An 18,300-nucleotide genomic window follows, 5' to 3' on the forward strand; every position below is an offset into this window, starting at 1 on the left:
ATAATACTGTGATTTTTCACACTGTTTTGCTTTTCATCATCTTATCTGCGACAGGCAGCTTTTGTCATTATTTTGTGATAAAGGTGGAGTTTTACTCTGTGGTGATTGCATTTTGTTAAAATAATGTTTATTTTCTATTTTGTCATACTTCATGAATATCGCCTTGGGGTAATAGAATAAAATCTACAATTATCACTGTGTTGCATTAATTTTGTAAATTCATTGTACACAGGGGTAATGAGTAATATTAATGTTTTAATCAATTTATTATAAAAAACAGATAACAATTATTATGCAGGCAGAGGTTTTTAGTAGGTTAATGACCTTTGTTAACGTGATAAGTAAATTATTCGAGTTAGTAGATTAAAAACGATTTTATTTACTGTTTATAACTTGGAGTAAAGAATGAGGAAAAAACCATCAAAGTTAGGCCAGTTGATTTCGAGTATCGTTTTATTCTCTTTTCCTGCCGCACAGGGCATTGCTGCAACGGTTCCGGCAGGCGTTACGCTCGCTGAAAAACAAGAAGTCACCGTTAACAATGGTGTTGAAGTCACTTCGTTAGACCCTCATAAAGTTGAAGGTGGTCCAGAAACGATCATTATCCGCAATTTGCTGGAAGGGCTGGTTACCACCGGGCCAAATGGTGAAATTGTGCCCGGTGTGGCAGAAAGGTGGGAAAATGAAGGTTATAAAGTTTGGACATTCTATTTACGTCACAATGCCAAATGGCGCGATGGTAAGCCTGTTACTGCGCAGGATTTTGCCTATAGTTGGCGTCGTCTCGCTGATCCAGCTACGGGATCGCCTTATACCAGTTACTTGCAATATGCTTATATTCAGCATGCTGGCGATATACTGAAAGGAATAAAATCACCGGAACAATTGGGGGTTAAAGCGCTGGATGATCACCGCCTCCAGATCACCCTTAGTCAGCCAGTGCCTTATTTGGTCGATATGCTGAGTCATACAGCAATGAAACCTGTCAGGCAAGATGTGGTGGAGAAATGGGGAAATAAATGGACATTACCCGAAAATTATATTGGCAATGGCGCTTATAGATTGGAAGATTGGGTCGTCAATGAGCGAATTGTTTTAACGCGTAATCCTCAGTACTGGAATGATAAAGAATCCATCATTGGAAAAGGCACTTTTCTGCCCGTTGTCTCAGGCGTTAGTGGTGTTAATCGTTATCGTAGCGGGGAAATTGATATCACTGACAATGCCATTCCCCCGGATCTATACCAAAAAATAAAACGGGATATTCCTGACCAATTACGAATTTCACCTTACCTGTGCACGTTTTACTACGAAATTAACAACCATAAGCCACTGTTTAAAGATAAACGGGTGCGTGAAGCGATAAAACTGAGCCTTGACCGGGATATCATCACGGAAAGAATTATGGGGCAGGGGCAGATACCGGCATATGGATTTACGCCGACTTATATTGACGGGGGTTTGACCATTAACCCTGAATGGGCAAATTGGACACAGGATCAGCGTAATCAACGGGCAAGGGAATTGTTGAAAGAAGCGGGTTTTGATGCCAGCCATCCTCTCAAATTTACCTTGTTGTACAACACCTCCGAACAAAATAAACAACAGGCCATTGCTGCGGCTTCGATGTGGCAGAAAAATATTGGTGCCAGAGTCACCTTACAAAATCAGGAATGGAAAACCTCTCTCCAGAACCGCCATCAAGGAAATTATGATGTTGCGCGGGCAACATGGTGTGGCGATTATAACGAGCCTTCTGCTTTCTTGAATGTGTTGCAGTCAATGAGCAGTAACAATACCGGTTTCTATCAGAGCGCAGCCTTTGATCACTTTCTTAAGCAGGCTCTGATGGCTAAAGATGATGCAGCACGTAAGGCATTTTATCAGCAATCGGAGGCCCAACTGGATAAAGATTCGGGTCTGATACCTGTTTATTACCGGGTCAGCGTGCGTCTTATTCGCCCGACGGTTGGCGGAATGACAGGAAAAGATCCGCTGGATTACGTTGACTTAAAGAATCTGTATATAAAAAAAGTGAATAACTGATCACCGTCACAAAATATTGTCTTACCGTAAACAAAACAGTGATTTTTGGATACGGATAATAACCATCCTAATGTGTGAATATGACTTTAATGGGTTAAATGATATCAATTGGAGTAAGGATAAGATGATAAACACAACAAAGAAAAAACTGGCTACCGGTATTACGGTAGCATTAGGCATGATGATGGGGTGGCAGGCTTTTGCCGCGCAAGTGCCTGCTGGCGTACAACTGGCAGATGCAGCGAAACAAGTGTTGGTCCGCAATAATGCCTCTGAACCGCAATCATTGGACCCGCATAAAATCGAAGGCGTACCGGAATCTAATATCGCTCGTGAGCTGTTTGAAACGCTGGTGATTAATGACCCTGACGGTAACATTATTCCGGGAGTGGCAGAGAGTTGGGAGAATAAGGATTTTAACGTCTGGACATTCCATTTGCGTAAAGACGCAAAATGGTCCAATGGTGACCCTGTCACTGCGCAGGATTTTGTTTACAGTTGGCGTCGAGTGACAGATCCAAATACCGCATCTCCTTATGCCAGTTTTCTTCAATATGCCCATCTGCTTAATGTTGACGATATCATCAGAGGTAAACAAAAACCGGAAACATTGGGAGTTAAGGCATTAGATGATCATACGTTACAATTAACCCTCAGTGAACCAGTCCCTTATTTGGTCAGGTTATTCGTTCACCCGACGACATCACCCGTCCATCGTGCAACGGTAGAAAAATATGGCGAGAGATGGACGCAACCACAGAATTTTGTCGGTAATGGCGCTTATAAACTGAAAAGTTGGGTGATCAATGAACGTCTGGTTTTCGAACGTAGCCCGACCTATTGGGATAATAAAAACACCATTATTAACCAAGTGACTTTCCTGCCTATTTCATCTGAGGTCACGGATGTCAATCGCTATCGCGCTGGCGAAATTGAGATGTCCTATACCAACTTACCCGTCGAACTCTTCCAAAAACTGAAAAAAGAAATTCCCGATCAGTTACGTGTAAATCCGTATTTATGTACTTATTATTATGAAATAAACAACCAGAAACCCCCATTTAATGATCCCCGTGTACGTACCGCACTGAAGTTAGGCATGGATCGCGATATCATAACTTACAAGGTTAAAAATCAGGGAGACTCATCAGCTTATGGTTATACTCCACCCTATATCGCTGATTTTAAAGATGTAAAACCTGATTGGTATGTCAAGCTGAATCAGCAGCAGCGCAATGAAGAAGCGAAAAAGTTATTGGCAGAAGCTGGGTTTACCAAAGATCATCCATTGAAAATTAAGCTATTGTACAACACGTCTGATCTGCATAAAAAGCTAGCCATTGCCGCTGCTTCCCTTTGGAAAAAGAATATCGGTGTTGACGTTTCCCTCGAAAATCAGGAGTGGAAAACGTTCCTTGATTCCCGCCATCAAGGCAATTATGACGTTGCCCGTGCCGGATGGTGTGCTGATTATAACGAAGCTTCTACCTTCTTGAATCCCATGTTATCCAACAGCAGTAATAATACAGCTCACTATAAGAGCAAAGAATTTGATGCTTTGATGAAACAATCCCTGCAAGTGAAAACGGATGAAGAACGCGCTGAAATTTATGCCAAAGCCAATGCGCAATTGGATAAAGACTCAGCAATAGTTCCTCTCTTTTATTATGCGAGTACCCGTTTAGTAAAACCTTATGTAGGGGGCTATACCGGCAAAGATCCATTGGAAAATCTCCATACCAAAGATCTATACATTATAAAACACTAGGAATGTGTGGGTGATCCGATGGGTCACCCGCTTGTCAGATAATTAAAAGCCACGGTTTGGCTAAACAGTAGGAACGGGCAATGCTAAAATTTATTTTACGCCGCTGCTTAGAGGCGATCCCGACACTCTTTATCCTGATTACGATTTCGTTTTTTATGATGCGGCTTGCGCCGGGTAGCCCATTTACCGGGGAAAGGAAGCTACCGCCGGAAGTGATGGCAAATATTGAAGCGAAATATCACCTGAATGATCCTATCTATAAACAATATTTCAATTACTTAATCCAACTCTCCAAAGGGGACTTTGGTCCTTCATTCAAATACAAAGACTACAGCGTCAATGATTTGGTTGCAGAAGCGCTGCCGGTGTCGGCTAAATTGGGATTTGCCGCTTTTATCATGGCGGTAATATTTGGTGTCAGTGCCGGAGTGATTGCCGCATTGAACCAGAACACGAAATGGGATTACACGGTGATGGGGTTTGCCATGACCGGGGTTGTCATCCCCAGTTTCGTGGTCGCCCCCTTATTAGTGTTGATATTTGCCATTACACTAAAATGGTTGCCGGGAGGAGGCTGGAATGGCGGGGCACCTAAATACATGCTTTTGCCAATGGTGGCACTTTCCCTCTCTTATATCGCCAGTATCTCCCGTATCACCCGTGGTTCCATGATAGAAATCTTGCATTCCAACTTTATTCGTACCGCACGGGCCAAGGGTTTGCCATTGCGAGCGATTATTTTCCGTCATGCGTTAAAACCCGCCTTATTACCGGTTATCTCTTATATGGGGCCGGCTTTCGTCGGCATTATTACGGGTTCAATGGTGATCGAAACGATTTTCGGTTTACCGGGTTTGGGGCAATTGTTTGTGAATGGCGCATTAAACCGGGATTACTCACTGGTACTGAGCCTGACGATCCTAGTGGGCAGCTTGACCATTATGTTTAATGCTATCGTTGATGTGCTGTATGCCGTCATTGATCCGAAAATTCGTTATTAAGACTTGGAGCACGCAATGTTACTGAATAAAAAAAATAGCGAAGCTCTGGAAAATTTTTCTGAGCAACTGGAAATTGAAGGCCGCAGTTTGTGGCAAGATGCACGCCGCCGTTTTATCCATAACAAGGCAGCGATTACAAGCTTATGTATTCTTTTCCTGATCACACTATTTGTTATCTTAGCGCCGATGCTGTCCCAATTTACTTACGATGATACCGACTGGAATATGATGACAATGCCGCCGGATTTTGAATCCAAACACTATTTCGGCACCGATTCATCTGGGCGTGACCTGCTGGTACGTGTTGCGATTGGTGGGCGTATTTCATTAATGGTCGGGATTGCCGCAGCCTTGATTGCCGTGCTGTTTGGCACGTTGTACGGTGCGATGTCAGGCTATCTTGGCGGCAAAGCGGACATGTTCATGATGCGTTTGCTGGAAATCCTTAACTCTTTCCCATTCATGTTCTTCGTTATCCTTCTGGTGACGTTCTTCGGTCAAAATATCCTGTTGATTTTCGTTGCGATAGGCATGGTGTCATGGCTGGACATGGCACGTATTGTCCGTGGCCAGACATTGAGTTTAAAACGCAAGGAGTTTATTGAAGCCGCGTTGGTTTGTGGTGTTTCCACCCGCCATATTGTGTTGCGCCATATCGTGCCAAATGTATTGGGCGTTGTGGTGGTTTATGCCTCGTTACTTGTACCGAGTATGATCCTGTTTGAATCCTTCTTGAGCTTCCTTGGTCTGGGGACTCAGGAACCCCTGAGTAGTTGGGGCGCCTTGTTAAGTGATGGCGCCAACTCAATGGAAGTGGCGGCGTGGTTACTGTTATTTCCGGCAGGCTTTCTGGTAATGACCCTGTTTTGTTTTAATTTTATTGGTGACGGCCTGCGAGATGCCCTCGACCCGAAAGACCGTTAAGGAGAGCCTATGAACAACGTAGAAACTTCAAAAAATGTTGAATCACTCTTATCGGTAAAAGACCTGAATGTGGTGTTCAGCACGCCTGACGGCAATGTGACTGCCGTGAATAAATTGAATTTTGACTTACAAGCCGGAGAGACACTGGGGATAGTGGGAGAATCTGGTTCAGGTAAATCGCAGACAGCGTTTGCGTTAATGGGATTATTAGCCAGTAATGGTTCTGTCAGCGGTTCTGCCACGTTTAACGGACGAGAAATCCTCAACCTGCGAGAGAAAGAGTTAAACCGGATGCGGGCAGAAGAAATCTCGATGATATTTCAAGATCCCATGACGTCCCTTAACCCTTATATGCGAGTGGGTGATCAATTAACGGAAGTGTTGATGCTGCATAAGCGTATCAGCAAAAGCGAAGCTTTTGAAGGCTCCATCCGCATGCTGGATGCGGTTAAGATGCCAGAGGCGCGTAAGCGCATGAAGATGTACCCACACGAATTCTCTGGTGGTATGCGTCAACGGGTGATGATTGCCATGGCGCTGTTGTGCCAGCCGAGGTTATTGATTGCCGATGAACCGACAACGGCCTTGGACGTCACTGTTCAGGCACAGATCATGATGTTACTTAATGAGCTAAAAAAAGAGTTTAACACCGCTATTATCATGATTACCCATGACTTGGGGGTGGTTGCGGGTATTTGTGACAAAGTATTAGTGATGTATGCGGGAAGGACGATGGAATATGGTACAGCGCGAGACGTATTTTATCATCCTACTCACCCATACTCGATTGGATTATTGAATGCGGTTCCTCGTCTGGATGGTGAGGCGGAAGCATTGGAAACGATTCAAGGCAATCCTCCCAACTTATTGCGTTTGCCCAAGGGATGCCCATTCCAGCCACGTTGTCAATTTGCCACTGAGCATTGTGTTCGTGAGGAACCCCAGTTGGAAAAATTTGGGCTTGGGCGTTTGCGCGCCTGCTTTAGACGTCAGGAGGAATTGGTATGAACACGATGGCTGAAAAGCGTGTCTTATTGGAAGTTGACGATCTCAAAGTCTATTTTGATATTAAAGATGGAAAACAGTGGTTCTGGCAACCGGCAAAGACCTTAAAAGCGGTTGATGGCGTGACCTTAAGGCTCTATGAAGGTGAAACACTGGGCGTTGTGGGAGAATCTGGCTGTGGGAAGTCAACGCTTGCCAGGGCCGTGATTGGATTGGTGAAAGCGTCTGGCGGTACAGTGACCTGGCTTGGCCAAAACCTGTTGGAGATCAATGACAAACAATGGCGGGATATTCGCAATGATATCCAGATGATTTTCCAAGATCCTTTGGCATCACTGAATCCGCGTATGACCATTGGCGATATTATCGCAGAGCCATTGAAAACTTATCATCCCAAAATGAAAGATGGGGAAATAAAAGAAAAAGTCAAAAAGATGATGATGAAGGTAGGGTTATTACCGAACTTGATCAACCGTTATCCTCATGAATTCTCTGGAGGTCAGTGCCAGCGTATCGGTATTGCCCGCGCCTTGATCCTCGAACCTAAATTAGTTATTTGTGATGAACCTGTTTCAGCACTGGATGTTTCTATTCAGGCACAAGTTGTTAATTTATTGCAAAAATTACAGCGGGAAATGGGGCTTTCCCTGATATTTATTGCGCATGATTTGTCGATAGTAAAACATATATCAGACCGCGTATTGGTCATGTATTTAGGCAATGCGGTAGAACTGGGTACTTACGACGAGGTCTATCATAATCCGTTGCATCCCTATACCAGAGCACTCATGTCGGCGGTGCCGATCCCTGATCCAGACAAAGAGCGCAACAAGCATATTGAATTGTTGGAAGGAGAACTGCCTTCACCGATTGATCCCCCGTCTGGATGTGTATTCCGTACGCGCTGCCCGATGGCGGATGCCGAATGTGCCAAGACCCGGCCACTGCTTGAGGGGAGTTTTAAACATGCGGTGTCTTGTCTTAAGGTTGATCCACTCTAATCAATCAGTGACAGGTGGATAATGTGACGCTGTCACGAATTTAAATTCAATGCCCTCACAATGAGGGCATTTTTAGCGTTCAGGGAGATATAAGAGATATTCCAGACGGAACCGGATGGTTATTTTTTCCACAGAATTCGGCAAATAGGGTGAGATTTTTCCCGGCAGATCAAAATACGGGCAAAGATATCATCAATTTCGGCATCGTCTGATTCTGCTAAACCAATAATAACTTCCGAAAAAAAGTCTGGGTCTAAATCAAAATCTACATGTTCAAGCCAGACGCCTGAAGGTTCCCACAATTCAGCGCCGCCCCGTTCTTCAAATTGTAAGTTAAATAATAAGCTATCAGCCGGATCGAGATGAGAGAGTGCTTGTTCTAAAAAGATATCGTAAGCCTTTTCAAGCGCTTCATCTTCAGTCATTCGGTTGTTTAAGTCCAATTGCATAGGATGTGTCGGTTGATTTTCCATGGTAGCAATATCCAAAATTAATCACTAGGTGAAATTAAAACATGTTCTGTATTGAATGAATACTTTTATTACGGGTCAATTTGCATTCTGCCTTTTTTCTGCCATGAATTATAAAAGCGGGCTGAAAAAATAACAGACGCGTTCAAGGATACGGTGCCACACAGGCCGTTTTTCCCATTGATTATTTGCCAGCAATGTTGAACGCATAATATAGTCTTGTTGAACCAGAGTTAAATCTTGGCCGAAGTGTTCATCATCAATCACAACCGTAATTTCAAAATTCAGCCACAAGCTGCGCATATCCAAATTGACAGAACCGACCATACTCAGTTGCCCATCAACCAAAACACTTTTGGCGTGTAACAAGCCATCTTCAAATTGATAAATCTTTACCCCCGCTTCCAGCAATTCTGTAAAAAATGCACGGCTGGCCCAGCGAACAAGAAATGAGTTGTTTTGACTTGGCACGATGATACTGACATCCACACCGCGCATCGCCGCAGTGCAGATCGCGTGCATTAGATCATCACTGGGAACAAAATAGGGGGTGGTAAGAATAAGCTGGTTGCGGGCAGCAAAAATAGCGGTCATTAAGGACTGTTGGATCAATTCATCCGGGAACCCCGGCCCGGAAGCGATAACCTGAGCGGTATGGCCACTGGCTTGCTCGAAGGGAATGATAACACTGTCAGGCGGAGGAGGAAGGTGACGTTGCCCGGTTTCCATTTCCCAGTCAAAGGCGTAAATAATCCCCAGTGTTGTCGTCACCGGGCCTTCCATTCTGACCATGATGTCGACCCATTGACCGATACCGGCGTCTTGTTTAAAAAAACGCGGGTCAACCATATTCATGCTGCCGGTGTATGAAATATGGTTATCGATCAGAATAATTTTTCTATGCTGGCGTAAATCCATGCGCCGCAAGAATAAACGGAAGATGTTGACTTTTAATGATTCGACAAATTCAATTCCTGCTTTTCGCATAATATCAGGATAAGGGCTGCGGAAAAATTGCCAGCTTCCGGCCGAATCCACCATGATGCGACATTTAACACCGCGTTTGGCAGCACACATCAGGGCATCCGTGACCTGATCAACCAACCCACCGGATTGCCAGATATAAAACACCATTTCGATATTGTACTTGGCGTTTTCAATATCATGAACAATCGCTTTCAGCGAGTTGTCATAAGATGTCATTAATTGCATTTTATTGCCTCTGACACCTTTGATCTTTTGCCGCCGTTCACACAATTGAAACAGTGGGGTAGCCACTTCACTATTTTCATCGGCAAAAATTTGCGGGGATTTTTTTAACTCTGCTAACCATTTGGTTACTGATGAGCGCATTTGTCTGGCTTGTTCACCCCGGCGTTTACCCAGATGCAATTCACCGAATGACAAATAAGCAGCGATACCGACTAAGGGAAAAATATAAATGATGAGTAACCAAGTCATTGCTGATGTCACAGGACGGCGTTTCATCAAAACTCGAATGGTGATACCGGCAATAATCAGCCAGTAAAAAAAAATCGCCAGCCAGCTCAGTACAGAGTAGAAAGTTGTCATACGTGGCAATCAATCCTGTTTATTTAAGTATTTTATGCAGTCATTACCGCAAGTTTCTAGAAATTTGGGTAAATTATCAACTAAATATTATTAATTGAATAGAGAACAAGTTTAGCAAGGTTGCAAGCCGGATGGGCAATGGGTTGACATCGCGAATCGTGGCGATTAAGAATAATGTTATTCATTCAATGAGAAAGTCAGCTTGGAATATCTAATGAAACACAGCCGAAGAGAAGTAGGGCGCTGGAGAATGCTCCATCAAAGTGTCCGCCGCCGCCGTTGGTTTGAAGGACAGTCACGGCGTAACCTGCGCATCTATGCTCTGCGTAAGGCCGATGCTTATCAGCGCCGTAGCTCGATTCTATTCGCCCAGCATGCAGAATGGAGTTAACTTGATGTTCGGCATGATATGTCTCTGGCAGGTTGCAGTACAGCCAATAAAGCAGCAACTTGAAAGATGAAAAGAGAGATGTTTTCGAATCTTTATTGAATATGATAGTCATTTGCATTTAAACTAATATCTATCTGAAAACTGACTATCATGCTGTTAAGCAAGAATTCTCTTATGCGTTGGATACATTGGCCGATATTATTTTCCGTTTGTTTACATGTTTCTATTGCTACGGCGCTCCTCCATGCCATTAAACCTGAAAAACAGGTGCAAGCCGTACCTATGTCTGTTGCCATGATCCAGTTGGCGGCTGAAGAGGCACCAGTCTCTAAACCTGCCATGTCTGAATCACTTCCTGAACCTGAACCAGAGCCAGAACCTATTGCGGAAGTTGCTCTGCCTAAACCTGAAAAGAAAAAAATTGTTAAAAAAGAACGTAAGCCAAAAGAGAAAAGAGCAGAAAAAGTTTCAGAACAACCGCTGAAATCTATTTCTGATCAGGAACCTCAGATGGCAAAGAACTTGGATGATCAAAAATCAGTGCAGCCTGTCATTAGTGAAAAAGGCAGCGTAAGAAATGGCCCTAAAGCACTGAACAGGCCAGAACCCACCTACCCATCCAGAGCACTGCAATTGGGAACAGAAGGGACGGTAAAGGTGAAATTTGATATTGATGAAAATGGCCGTGTTAAGAATATTGAAATTGTCTCGGCAACACCCAGAAATATCTTTGAGCGTGAAGTGAGAAATGCCATGAGAAAATGGCGTTATGAAAAGATCCCCGCCACGGGACATATTACAACTATTGAGTTTCGGACGACGGGGATTTCACAGTCCTAACGGACTACAATATAAAACGCCTGATGAAATGTATCATCAGGCGTTAGTTATGACTAATCCATTTTCTTGTGTGGTGATCGCTATTGTAGTAGAAACCAAAGTCCGATAACCGGACTTTGGATTTTTGAGCTGACCAATTTTGGGGAGCTAAGACCTTCTTTTTTATCTTGTACTTTTATATCAACGATGAGTTCAATGCCAACAGGTTAGTTACCAACGTACAAATCAATGGTTATGTGCGGTATTGAGTACGTTTTCTGTTTGTGCATGAATGTGTGCATTTTCTGATTAATTAAAGTAATTTTTCATATAATTTTTTGTTTAAAATAAATATGTTAAGTTTCACTGCTCTCCAACTTAAAATGTCTTTTACCTTCAGGCAAAGGACGGGAAGCATTATTTTCATTCACGGCAACATAGGTGAAAACAGCCTCTGTTGCACGGTAACGCTGGCCGACTGGCTCAGACGCGACTTTTTTCACCCAAACTTCAATATGGATAGTGATCGATGAATTTCCCGTTTTGAGACAACGGGCATAACAGCATACGACGTCACCCACCGCAACCGGTTTCAGGAAACTGATGCCATTCACGCTAACAGTGACTACGCGCCCCAGAGCAATCTCTTTTGCTAAAATTGCGCCGCCAATATCCATTTGAGACATCAGCCAGCCACCGAAAATATCCCCATTAGCATTAGTATCAGCAGGCATGGCCAGTGTACGGAGAACCAATTCTCCGTTTGGTAAGCATTGTTGTTGTGTCATTAGAAAACTTGCTTTATTTGGTGAATACAACAATACCTGCCGCTGCATCGGCAGGTATCCATATGAAGGTCATGATATTATTATTGTTCGCGAGGCAGATGACGGTAGATATATACCACACTCAATACAGTAAAGACCAGAGTCAATGCCGTTAACCCGAACACTTTAAAGTTTACCCAAACATCCTGAGGTAGCCAGAAAGCGACATAAATATTCGCCAATGCGCAGGCAATAAAGAAGATTGCCCAAGCCATGTTCAGTTTGTTCCAGACGAAACCAGGTAACGTTAATTCTTTGCCTAGCATCCGTTGAATCAGTGGTTTTTTCATCACCCATTGGCTGATAAGGAGAACCAGAGCAAAAATGGCATAAATTACCGTGACTTTCCATTTAATGAATAAATCACTGTGGAAGGCTAGCGTCAGAGTGCCGAAAACAGCAACCATGACAAAGGTAATTAAGGAGGATTTCTCAACTTTACGATAAATGAGGTAAGTAATGACAACAGCTAACCCGGTTGCTGCAATCAAAGCGCCAGACGCATAGAAAATGTCATACATTTTGTAGACGATAAAGAAAATGACCAGCGGCAAAAAGTCTAAAAGTTGTTTCATAAGTTGAACCCATTGTGAAGTCAATGATGGCATGTTTCTGAATTTGTGCCAGAGTGTATCAGATCTTAATGAAATGGTTTATTTATCAGGTAAAAACATTTTCACAAAAGGATATAAAAGCCATGTTGTGGGAAAGATTACATCGCTGGATGCCGGGCTTGGGCAATATCTGTCATTATCGTCGAGATTATTTTAGCCATGATATGCGGGCGGGGCTTTCAGTTGCCGCGGTCGCACTGCCTGTTGCGATTGCTTATGCTGAGTTAATGGGAATTAGCGCCATTATTGGCTTATATGCTTGTATTTTACCCATGTTCGCGTATGCGCTGTTCGGCACTTCCCGGCAGTTGATTGTTGGGCCAGATGCCGCAACCTGTGCTGTGATTGCTGCGGTTGTGACACCGCTGGCATTGGGAAATGAGCATGTTCGTTGGCAGCTTGCCATCATTATGACCCTGATGACCGGAGTTTGGTGCGTCTTGGCCAGCCATTTTCGACTGGGCGCTTTTGCTGATTTTTTATCCCGCCCCATTTTAAAAGGCTTTATTAATGGTGTTGCGATTACCATCATGGCGGATCAGCTGGCTAAAGTGTTTGGGCTGTCTGGTTTGCCAGCGGAATTGATTGAACGATTGATTGCACTTCCCCATAAATTATTGGGATCTCACTGGCCGACTGTGGGGATGTCAGTGATAACATTATTGGTGCTGCTCAGCGGACATCTCCTCCGCCCAAGTTGGCCTGCGCCACTGGTGGCAATGATCGTATCGACATATATCAGTTGGCAATTTGAACTCAGCCAATATGGTATCCAGATAGTGGGGAGTATGGGGAGCGGTTTGCCCATTGTTCCAATGCCAGAATTCGAATTTGGTATCATCCGTGATTTGGTTGTTCCTTCCATTAACTTAGCGGTGATCAGCTTCGTCAGCTTTATGATGACCGCCCGTAGTTTTGCCAGTAAAAATGGCTATCAGGTTGATGCAGATTTAGAACTCAGGGCGCTGGGGATCGCCAATATTGCTGCATCATTATCACAAGGTTTTGCGGTCAGTGCTGCCGGTAGCCGTACCGCAGTCAATGATGCACTTGGTGGTAAAACGCAAATGGTGTCCGTAATTGCGGCTTGCACCATTTTGCTGGTATTGCTGTTTATGACAGAATTGCTGGTTTATATCCCGCTGTCATCACTGGGTATTGTCTTAATCTTTTCCGCATGGTCTTTATTGAGTTTAAAGAACATTTGGGCTTATCGAAAACGTAACAGCCAGGCTTTTATACTGTCAATTTTCACGTTAGTTGCCGTCTTGCTGGTGGGCGTGATCGATGGTATCGGTTTTGCCGTTTTGTTGGGGCTATTGCAATTTTTGCGGGTGGTTTTCCGGCCTTCGGATCAATTGTTGGGTGTGAATGATCAAGGTATGGTGCGTTCCATCCATCAACATAATGATATCAAACCTGCGGATGGCATTATGATGTACCGCTTTAACTCTCCGCTTACTTATTTTAATGCCGGGTATTTCAAAAAGCGGGTCTTACAGCATGTGAACAATGCTGCCATTAGCCCTGTATGGTTAGTCGTCGATGCGACAGTCAGTTTTACTTACGATGATGTCAGTGTTTTTGCCGTGCTGGATGAGTTAATCACAGAATTAAAAAAGAGAGGCGTGACATTAGTCTTGGCGGGGCGCAGAACAGAGCTGAATCGCTGGATTAAACAAAACAAACTGAGTCGCAGTGATGAAGATCTGATCGTTGTGCCGGATCTCTATTTTGCCATTCGTTTAATTCAAAGTAAGCAGCAAGTTGAGGAAAAACAGGAAGGGTAATCGCAGTTCATCTCGCCACATTTGCAGCGAGGTGAACGATTGGCTGATGATTGCTTAAGTGTTTACTGCATCCCGTTTGTGGTTTTATTTTGTGGTCTGGCCAACATATACAAGCGGAATAGATAAATCAGCAATAAGGATGACAGCAGGTTATCCAGCACGGACAGCAAAATAACCGGCATTTTTGCCAGCACAAGAACCAGTATGAGCTTGGCGGCCAGCCATAACAGCATCGCTGGGATCAACAAACGCATATTATTGAATGCCAATTTCCAACTACTCTGCATGGCGGCGAAAATGCTTTTGCCTTTTTCAAACAAAAAAATAGGAGCCAGTGCAAACGCAATAGAAAAGAGTATTCCTGGCAAGACCATTAAGGCGTAACCAATCTGAACCAACAGGGTACAGAGAGACATTAACAAAAACATTTTAGGCAGGAGTGTTACGGATGAGGTGCAGGCATGAATCGCATTTGTCTGCTGGCCGCCAGAGATGGCATTGATGAGTGCCAATATACTGGCCGCCAACAAGCTATTGCCAAATACGTTGATAAAGAAAATCCCAAACACTGAGTGTATTAACATTGACATCTCATCTGGCGTTAATTGCATCACAAAACGTTGGATCTCGGTATTGCCCGACTCTCTGACGATATTTTGCATCTCGGCCAATAAATTGAGTTGTTCATCATTCGGCATGAATACATGCCCTAGCAGGGTTGTTACCAACGCGGCCAAAACAGAGAGGATGACAATATTCAACAGTTGATGCTTTAAAAAGCTGATGCTGTCACGATACAGGGTATTTGCCGTGATGGGCATGAAAGTGGCTCCTATCAAATAAAACAACACAAATAACACAACAATAGTATGCAATTGTACCTTGTCCGACGGATTGTTGGATACCTAAGATTTACGCCCGTACCTGATCCTGTCTCTTGAAGCCGGCAGGAGGAAAAATTTCTTACTGAAAGCCCTGAGGGGGAATTTTATAAAAATGAATAATTCATTAATTTTGTGTTAATAAATTGCTGGGGGATGTAAATATTAAATAAAGGCTCTTAGTATAGGGCTTCTATTATTATTTATTGTTAGTCACTCAAAAGCTGATATCACGATATAAATCATGGATGGCAGTAAAATTAATACGCAGCGAATTTTGACTTGGATCAATTTAAAATATCCAGCAAATGAAATAATAAAACAGTAAATACCTTACTTTGCCAAAAATCTTTAAAAGATGTGATCTGTCTTAGATCACAACAGTAAACAAACGGGTATATTTCGGATTATTTTAAAACCACACAAATGGGATGGATAATGAAAAAAATTTCTGCGCTTGTATTGGCTGCTGCGACGTTAGCTCCGTCATTGACTTTTGCTCATGAAGCCGGTGATTTCCTGTTGCGGGCTGGTACAGCAACGGTAAGACCCCATGCCGGTTCTGATAATGTAATGGAATTGGGATCTTTTGATGTCAATAATAATACCCAACTGGGTTTAACTTTTGGTTACATGATCACCGACAATATTGGTGTTGAGTTATTGGCGGCGACCCCATTCCAACATAAAGTCAGTTTACCGGGTGCGGGTGAAGTCGCTGAAGTTAAACAGTTACCACCAACGCTAATGGCACAATATTATTTTGGCACGACAGAAAATAATTTACGTCCTTATGTTGGAATTGGTGTTAACTACACGACATTCTTTAGTGAAAAATTTAATAATAATACAACGGTAAAAACGGCTGATTTAAATAGTCTGGATCTGAAAGATTCTTGGGGAATAGCCGGTCAGGTTGGCCTGGATTATAAACTGGACAAAAACTGGATGCTGAATACTTCACTTTGGTGGATGAATATTGAAACGGATGTGAAATTCAAGGCCGGTGATGTCAATAAAGAATATAAAACCCGCCTTGATCCATGGGTCTTTATGTTTGGTGTTGGTTATAGTTTCTAATAGAAAGCGACGTGTGTGTTTGACTTTGACATAAGAGAACCAATGGGGCGTGACTGCCCCATTTTTGTTTTTTGTATAAGGCTACAGTGGGATCATCATTGCGTGGCGCTTTTCATGGCACGTACAAAATCGATTAATCTTTCCAACATGATTTTCGGTTGATGCAGGTTATCTTCAATGATTTTGACGATGGCTGAACCTGAAATCGCACCGGCCGCGCCGCTATTGAGGGCGGTCGTGACCTGTTCGGGTTCGGAAATACCAAAGCCTTGCAGGGCTGGGGCTGCATGATACTCTTTGAGTTTATTGACGAGATGATTTAATGGCTGTTTGGCGCGATTTTCACTACCGGTGACGCCCGCCCTTGATAGCAGGTACGTATATCCACGCCCAAATGAAGCAATTTCGCGCAGTAAATTGTCATCTGCATTGGGAGGACAAATAAAGATCGGGGCAATATCATGCTTTATGGCGGCGGAACGGAAAGGTGATGACTCGGATAACGGCACATCAGCGATAAGCACGGAGTCAACACCGGCCTCTTGGCTGCGACGGTAAAACTCATCAATGCCATTGTGAAAGACCAGATTGGCGTAAACTAACAGGCCAATCGGTGTATCGGGGTGTTTAGCCCGAACTTTAGCCAGCAGGTCAAAACATAATGCGGGAGTCACCTTTGATGATAAAGCACGCAGATTGGCATTCTGGATGGTTGGGCCATCGGCAAGGGGATCTGAGAATGGAATACCCAATTCAAGCGCATCGGCACCCCCTGCAATTAAGGTATCAATAATTTCCAACGACAGTTCAGGATGCGGATCGCCGAGAGTAACAAAAGGAACAAAAGCGCCTTGATGTTGGTTTTGCAGCTTTGTAAACAGTTGTTCGTAACGTTCCATCAGATTTCTCCCCTTGATTTTAAAATATCGTGAACGGTAAAGATGTCTTTGTCACCACGGCCAGATAAGTTGACGATTAATAATTGCTCTTTGTCTGGAGACTGACGGATCATTTTTAACGCGTAAGCCAACGCATGAGAGGATTCCAATGCAGGAATAATGCCTTCATTGCGGGAAAGTTCTTGAAAGGCTCCGAGTGCTTCATCGTCAGTGATTGAAACATAATCGGCTCTGCCGGTACTGTTTAAATAGGCGTGCTGGGGGCCAACAGAAGGAAAATCCAAACCAGCCGAAATAGAATATGATTCTTCAATCTGTCCGTCTTCTGTCTGCATAATTGGCGATTTCATGCCAAAGTAAATGCCTAATTTTCCGTGTTTCAATGGTGCACCGTGCTCTCCTGTTTCAATGCCATGCCCCGCAGGTTCAACACCGATCAGACGAACACGCTCTTCTGGAATGAATTCAGCAAACAAACCGATGGCATTTGAGCCACCACCAATACAGGCAATGACTGCATCGGGGAGACGACCTTCTTTTTCCAGAATTTGCGCTTTGGCTTCTTCGCCAATCATACGCTGGAATTCCCGCACCATTGTCGGATAGGGATGAGGGCCGGCAGCGGTTCCCAATAAATAGTGTGCCTTTTCATAACACCCAGACCAGTCGCGCATGGCTTCGTTACACGCATCTTTCAAGGTTGCTGAACCGCTGTGGACAGGGATCACTTCAGCCCCCATCAAACGCATGCGGAAGACATTGGGTGATTGGCGTTCAATATCTTTCGCCCCCATGTAAATGCGGCATTTCAGCCCCAGCAGGGCACATGCCAGCGCGGTTGCCACACCGTGTTGACCCGCACCGGTTTCAGCAATGATCTCGTGCTTTCCCATGCGTTTTGCCAACAAGGCTTGCCCTAAAACCTGATTGGTTTTATGGGCGCCACCGTGGAGCAAATCTTCCCGCTTCAGGTACAGGCGTGTTTTTGTCCCTTTAGTCAGGTTTTGGCACAGCGTTAAGGCAGTCGGCCTGCCGGCATAATTTTTCAGGAGATCCTGAAAAGTACGCTGAAATTCAGGATCTCTTTGTGCATCAATAAAGGCGTCTTCTAACTGGTTAAGTGCCGGAACTAAAATTTGTGGAACGAATTGCCCACCAAAATCGCCAAAATAAGGATTCAATTTACTCATGATTCTACTCATCCATTTTGTC

17 protein-coding genes are annotated in these 18,300 nt (G+C 43.9%); 10 read left to right on the forward strand and 7 right to left on the reverse strand.

The features are described from left to right. Positions 1 to 405: 405 nt before the first annotated feature. From PSI17_RS01775 to oppF, 6 genes are all read left to right on the forward strand, one after another. Entirely contained in the window at positions 406 to 2,046 is a 1,641-nt protein-coding gene (locus PSI17_RS01775; RefSeq protein WP_273550305.1) for an ABC transporter substrate-binding protein, read from the forward strand. A 124-nt stretch (positions 2,047 to 2,170) separates the two neighbouring features. Further along, complete coding sequence (oppA, locus tag PSI17_RS01780) at positions 2,171 to 3,814, forward strand: oligopeptide ABC transporter substrate-binding protein OppA (RefSeq protein ID WP_273550306.1); 1,644 nt, start codon at positions 2,171 to 2,173, stop codon at positions 3,812 to 3,814. 80 nt (positions 3,815 to 3,894) lie between these two features. Next, complete coding sequence (gene oppB, locus PSI17_RS01785) at positions 3,895 to 4,815, forward strand: oligopeptide ABC transporter permease OppB (protein ID WP_273550307.1); 921 nt, start codon at positions 3,895 to 3,897, stop codon at positions 4,813 to 4,815. A gap of 15 nt (positions 4,816 to 4,830) precedes the next feature. Next, positions 4,831 to 5,739 (forward strand): oligopeptide ABC transporter permease OppC, encoded by a 909-nt coding sequence (oppC, locus tag PSI17_RS01790; protein ID WP_273550308.1) that lies wholly within the window; start codon positions 4,831 to 4,833, stop codon positions 5,737 to 5,739. Between the two features lie 9 nt (positions 5,740 to 5,748). Further along, entirely contained in the window at positions 5,749 to 6,747 is a 999-nt protein-coding gene (locus PSI17_RS01795; protein WP_273550309.1) for an ABC transporter ATP-binding protein, read from the forward strand. After that, entirely contained in the window at positions 6,744 to 7,745 is a 1,002-nt protein-coding gene (gene oppF, locus PSI17_RS01800) for a murein tripeptide/oligopeptide ABC transporter ATP binding protein OppF (protein ID WP_273550310.1), read from the forward strand. The genes PSI17_RS01795 and oppF overlap by 4 nt, the downstream gene beginning before the upstream one ends. Positions 7,746 to 7,864: 119 nt before the next feature. On the opposite strand, the gene PSI17_RS01805 is transcribed toward oppF, so the two are convergent. Together PSI17_RS01805 and cls are read right to left on the reverse strand one after the other, a co-directional pair. Continuing rightward, entirely contained in the window at positions 7,865 to 8,194 is a 330-nt protein-coding gene (locus tag PSI17_RS01805; RefSeq protein ID WP_273550385.1) for an HI1450 family dsDNA-mimic protein, read from the reverse strand. Positions 8,195 to 8,326: 132 nt separating this feature from the next. Next, a complete protein-coding gene (cls, locus tag PSI17_RS01810; protein WP_273550311.1) occupies positions 8,327 to 9,787 on the reverse strand; it encodes a cardiolipin synthase in 1,461 nt (486 codons plus the stop codon). A 214-nt stretch (positions 9,788 to 10,001) separates the two neighbouring features. Here cls and PSI17_RS01815 point away from each other — a divergent pair, with 214 nt between their 5' ends. Beyond that, complete coding sequence (locus PSI17_RS01815; protein WP_273550312.1) at positions 10,002 to 10,178, forward strand: YciY family protein; 177 nt, start codon at positions 10,002 to 10,004, stop codon at positions 10,176 to 10,178. 150 nt (positions 10,179 to 10,328) lie between these two features. Next, entirely contained in the window at positions 10,329 to 11,018 is a 690-nt protein-coding gene (gene tonB, locus PSI17_RS01820) for a TonB system transport protein TonB (RefSeq protein WP_273550313.1), read from the forward strand. Between the two features lie 335 nt (positions 11,019 to 11,353). On the opposite strand, the gene yciA is transcribed toward tonB, so the two are convergent. Both yciA and PSI17_RS01830 read right to left on the reverse strand, forming a co-directional pair. After that, positions 11,354 to 11,785: an acyl-CoA thioester hydrolase YciA gene (gene yciA / locus PSI17_RS01825; protein ID WP_273550314.1), complete on the reverse strand. Its 432-nt coding sequence runs from the start codon at positions 11,783 to 11,785 to the stop codon at positions 11,354 to 11,356. 80 nt (positions 11,786 to 11,865) lie between these two features. Beyond that, positions 11,866 to 12,399: a septation protein A gene (locus tag PSI17_RS01830; RefSeq protein WP_273550315.1), complete on the reverse strand. Its 534-nt coding sequence runs from the start codon at positions 12,397 to 12,399 to the stop codon at positions 11,866 to 11,868. Positions 12,400 to 12,521: 122 nt separating this feature from the next. On the opposite strand from PSI17_RS01830, the gene PSI17_RS01835 reads away from it, so the two are divergent. Then, the gene (locus PSI17_RS01835; RefSeq protein WP_273550386.1) at positions 12,522 to 14,228 is read left to right on the forward strand and encodes a SulP family inorganic anion transporter; all 1,707 of its coding nucleotides are present in this window, start codon (positions 12,522 to 12,524) and stop codon (positions 14,226 to 14,228) included. A 62-nt stretch (positions 14,229 to 14,290) separates the two neighbouring features. Here the strand turns inward: PSI17_RS01835 and PSI17_RS01840 are convergent, their stop codons facing one another. After that, positions 14,291 to 15,049 carry a YciC family protein gene (locus PSI17_RS01840; protein WP_273550316.1) on the reverse strand — a complete coding sequence of 253 codons (759 nt, stop codon included), beginning with the start codon at positions 15,047 to 15,049 and terminating at the stop codon, positions 14,291 to 14,293. A gap of 498 nt (positions 15,050 to 15,547) precedes the next feature. Here PSI17_RS01840 and ompW point away from each other — a divergent pair, with 498 nt between their 5' ends. Next, positions 15,548 to 16,189 carry an outer membrane protein OmpW gene (ompW, locus tag PSI17_RS01845; RefSeq protein ID WP_273550317.1) on the forward strand — a complete coding sequence of 214 codons (642 nt, stop codon included), beginning with the start codon at positions 15,548 to 15,550 and terminating at the stop codon, positions 16,187 to 16,189. A gap of 95 nt (positions 16,190 to 16,284) precedes the next feature. Here ompW and trpA read toward each other — a convergent pair whose 3' ends face one another. After that, the gene (gene trpA / locus PSI17_RS01850) at positions 16,285 to 17,088 is read right to left on the reverse strand and encodes a tryptophan synthase subunit alpha (protein WP_273550318.1); all 804 of its coding nucleotides are present in this window, start codon (positions 17,086 to 17,088) and stop codon (positions 16,285 to 16,287) included. Continuing rightward, on the reverse strand, positions 17,088 to 18,278 hold the full coding sequence (trpB, locus tag PSI17_RS01855; protein ID WP_273550319.1) for a tryptophan synthase subunit beta: 1,191 nt from the start codon (positions 18,276 to 18,278) through the stop codon (positions 17,088 to 17,090). Before trpB ends, trpA begins: the two co-directional genes overlap by 1 nt. Between the last annotated feature and the right edge of the window lie 22 nt (positions 18,279 to 18,300).

It is taken from the genome of Xenorhabdus sp. IM139775 (genome assembly GCF_028598745.1).
GTDB lineage: Bacteria > Pseudomonadota > Gammaproteobacteria > Enterobacterales > Enterobacteriaceae > Xenorhabdus.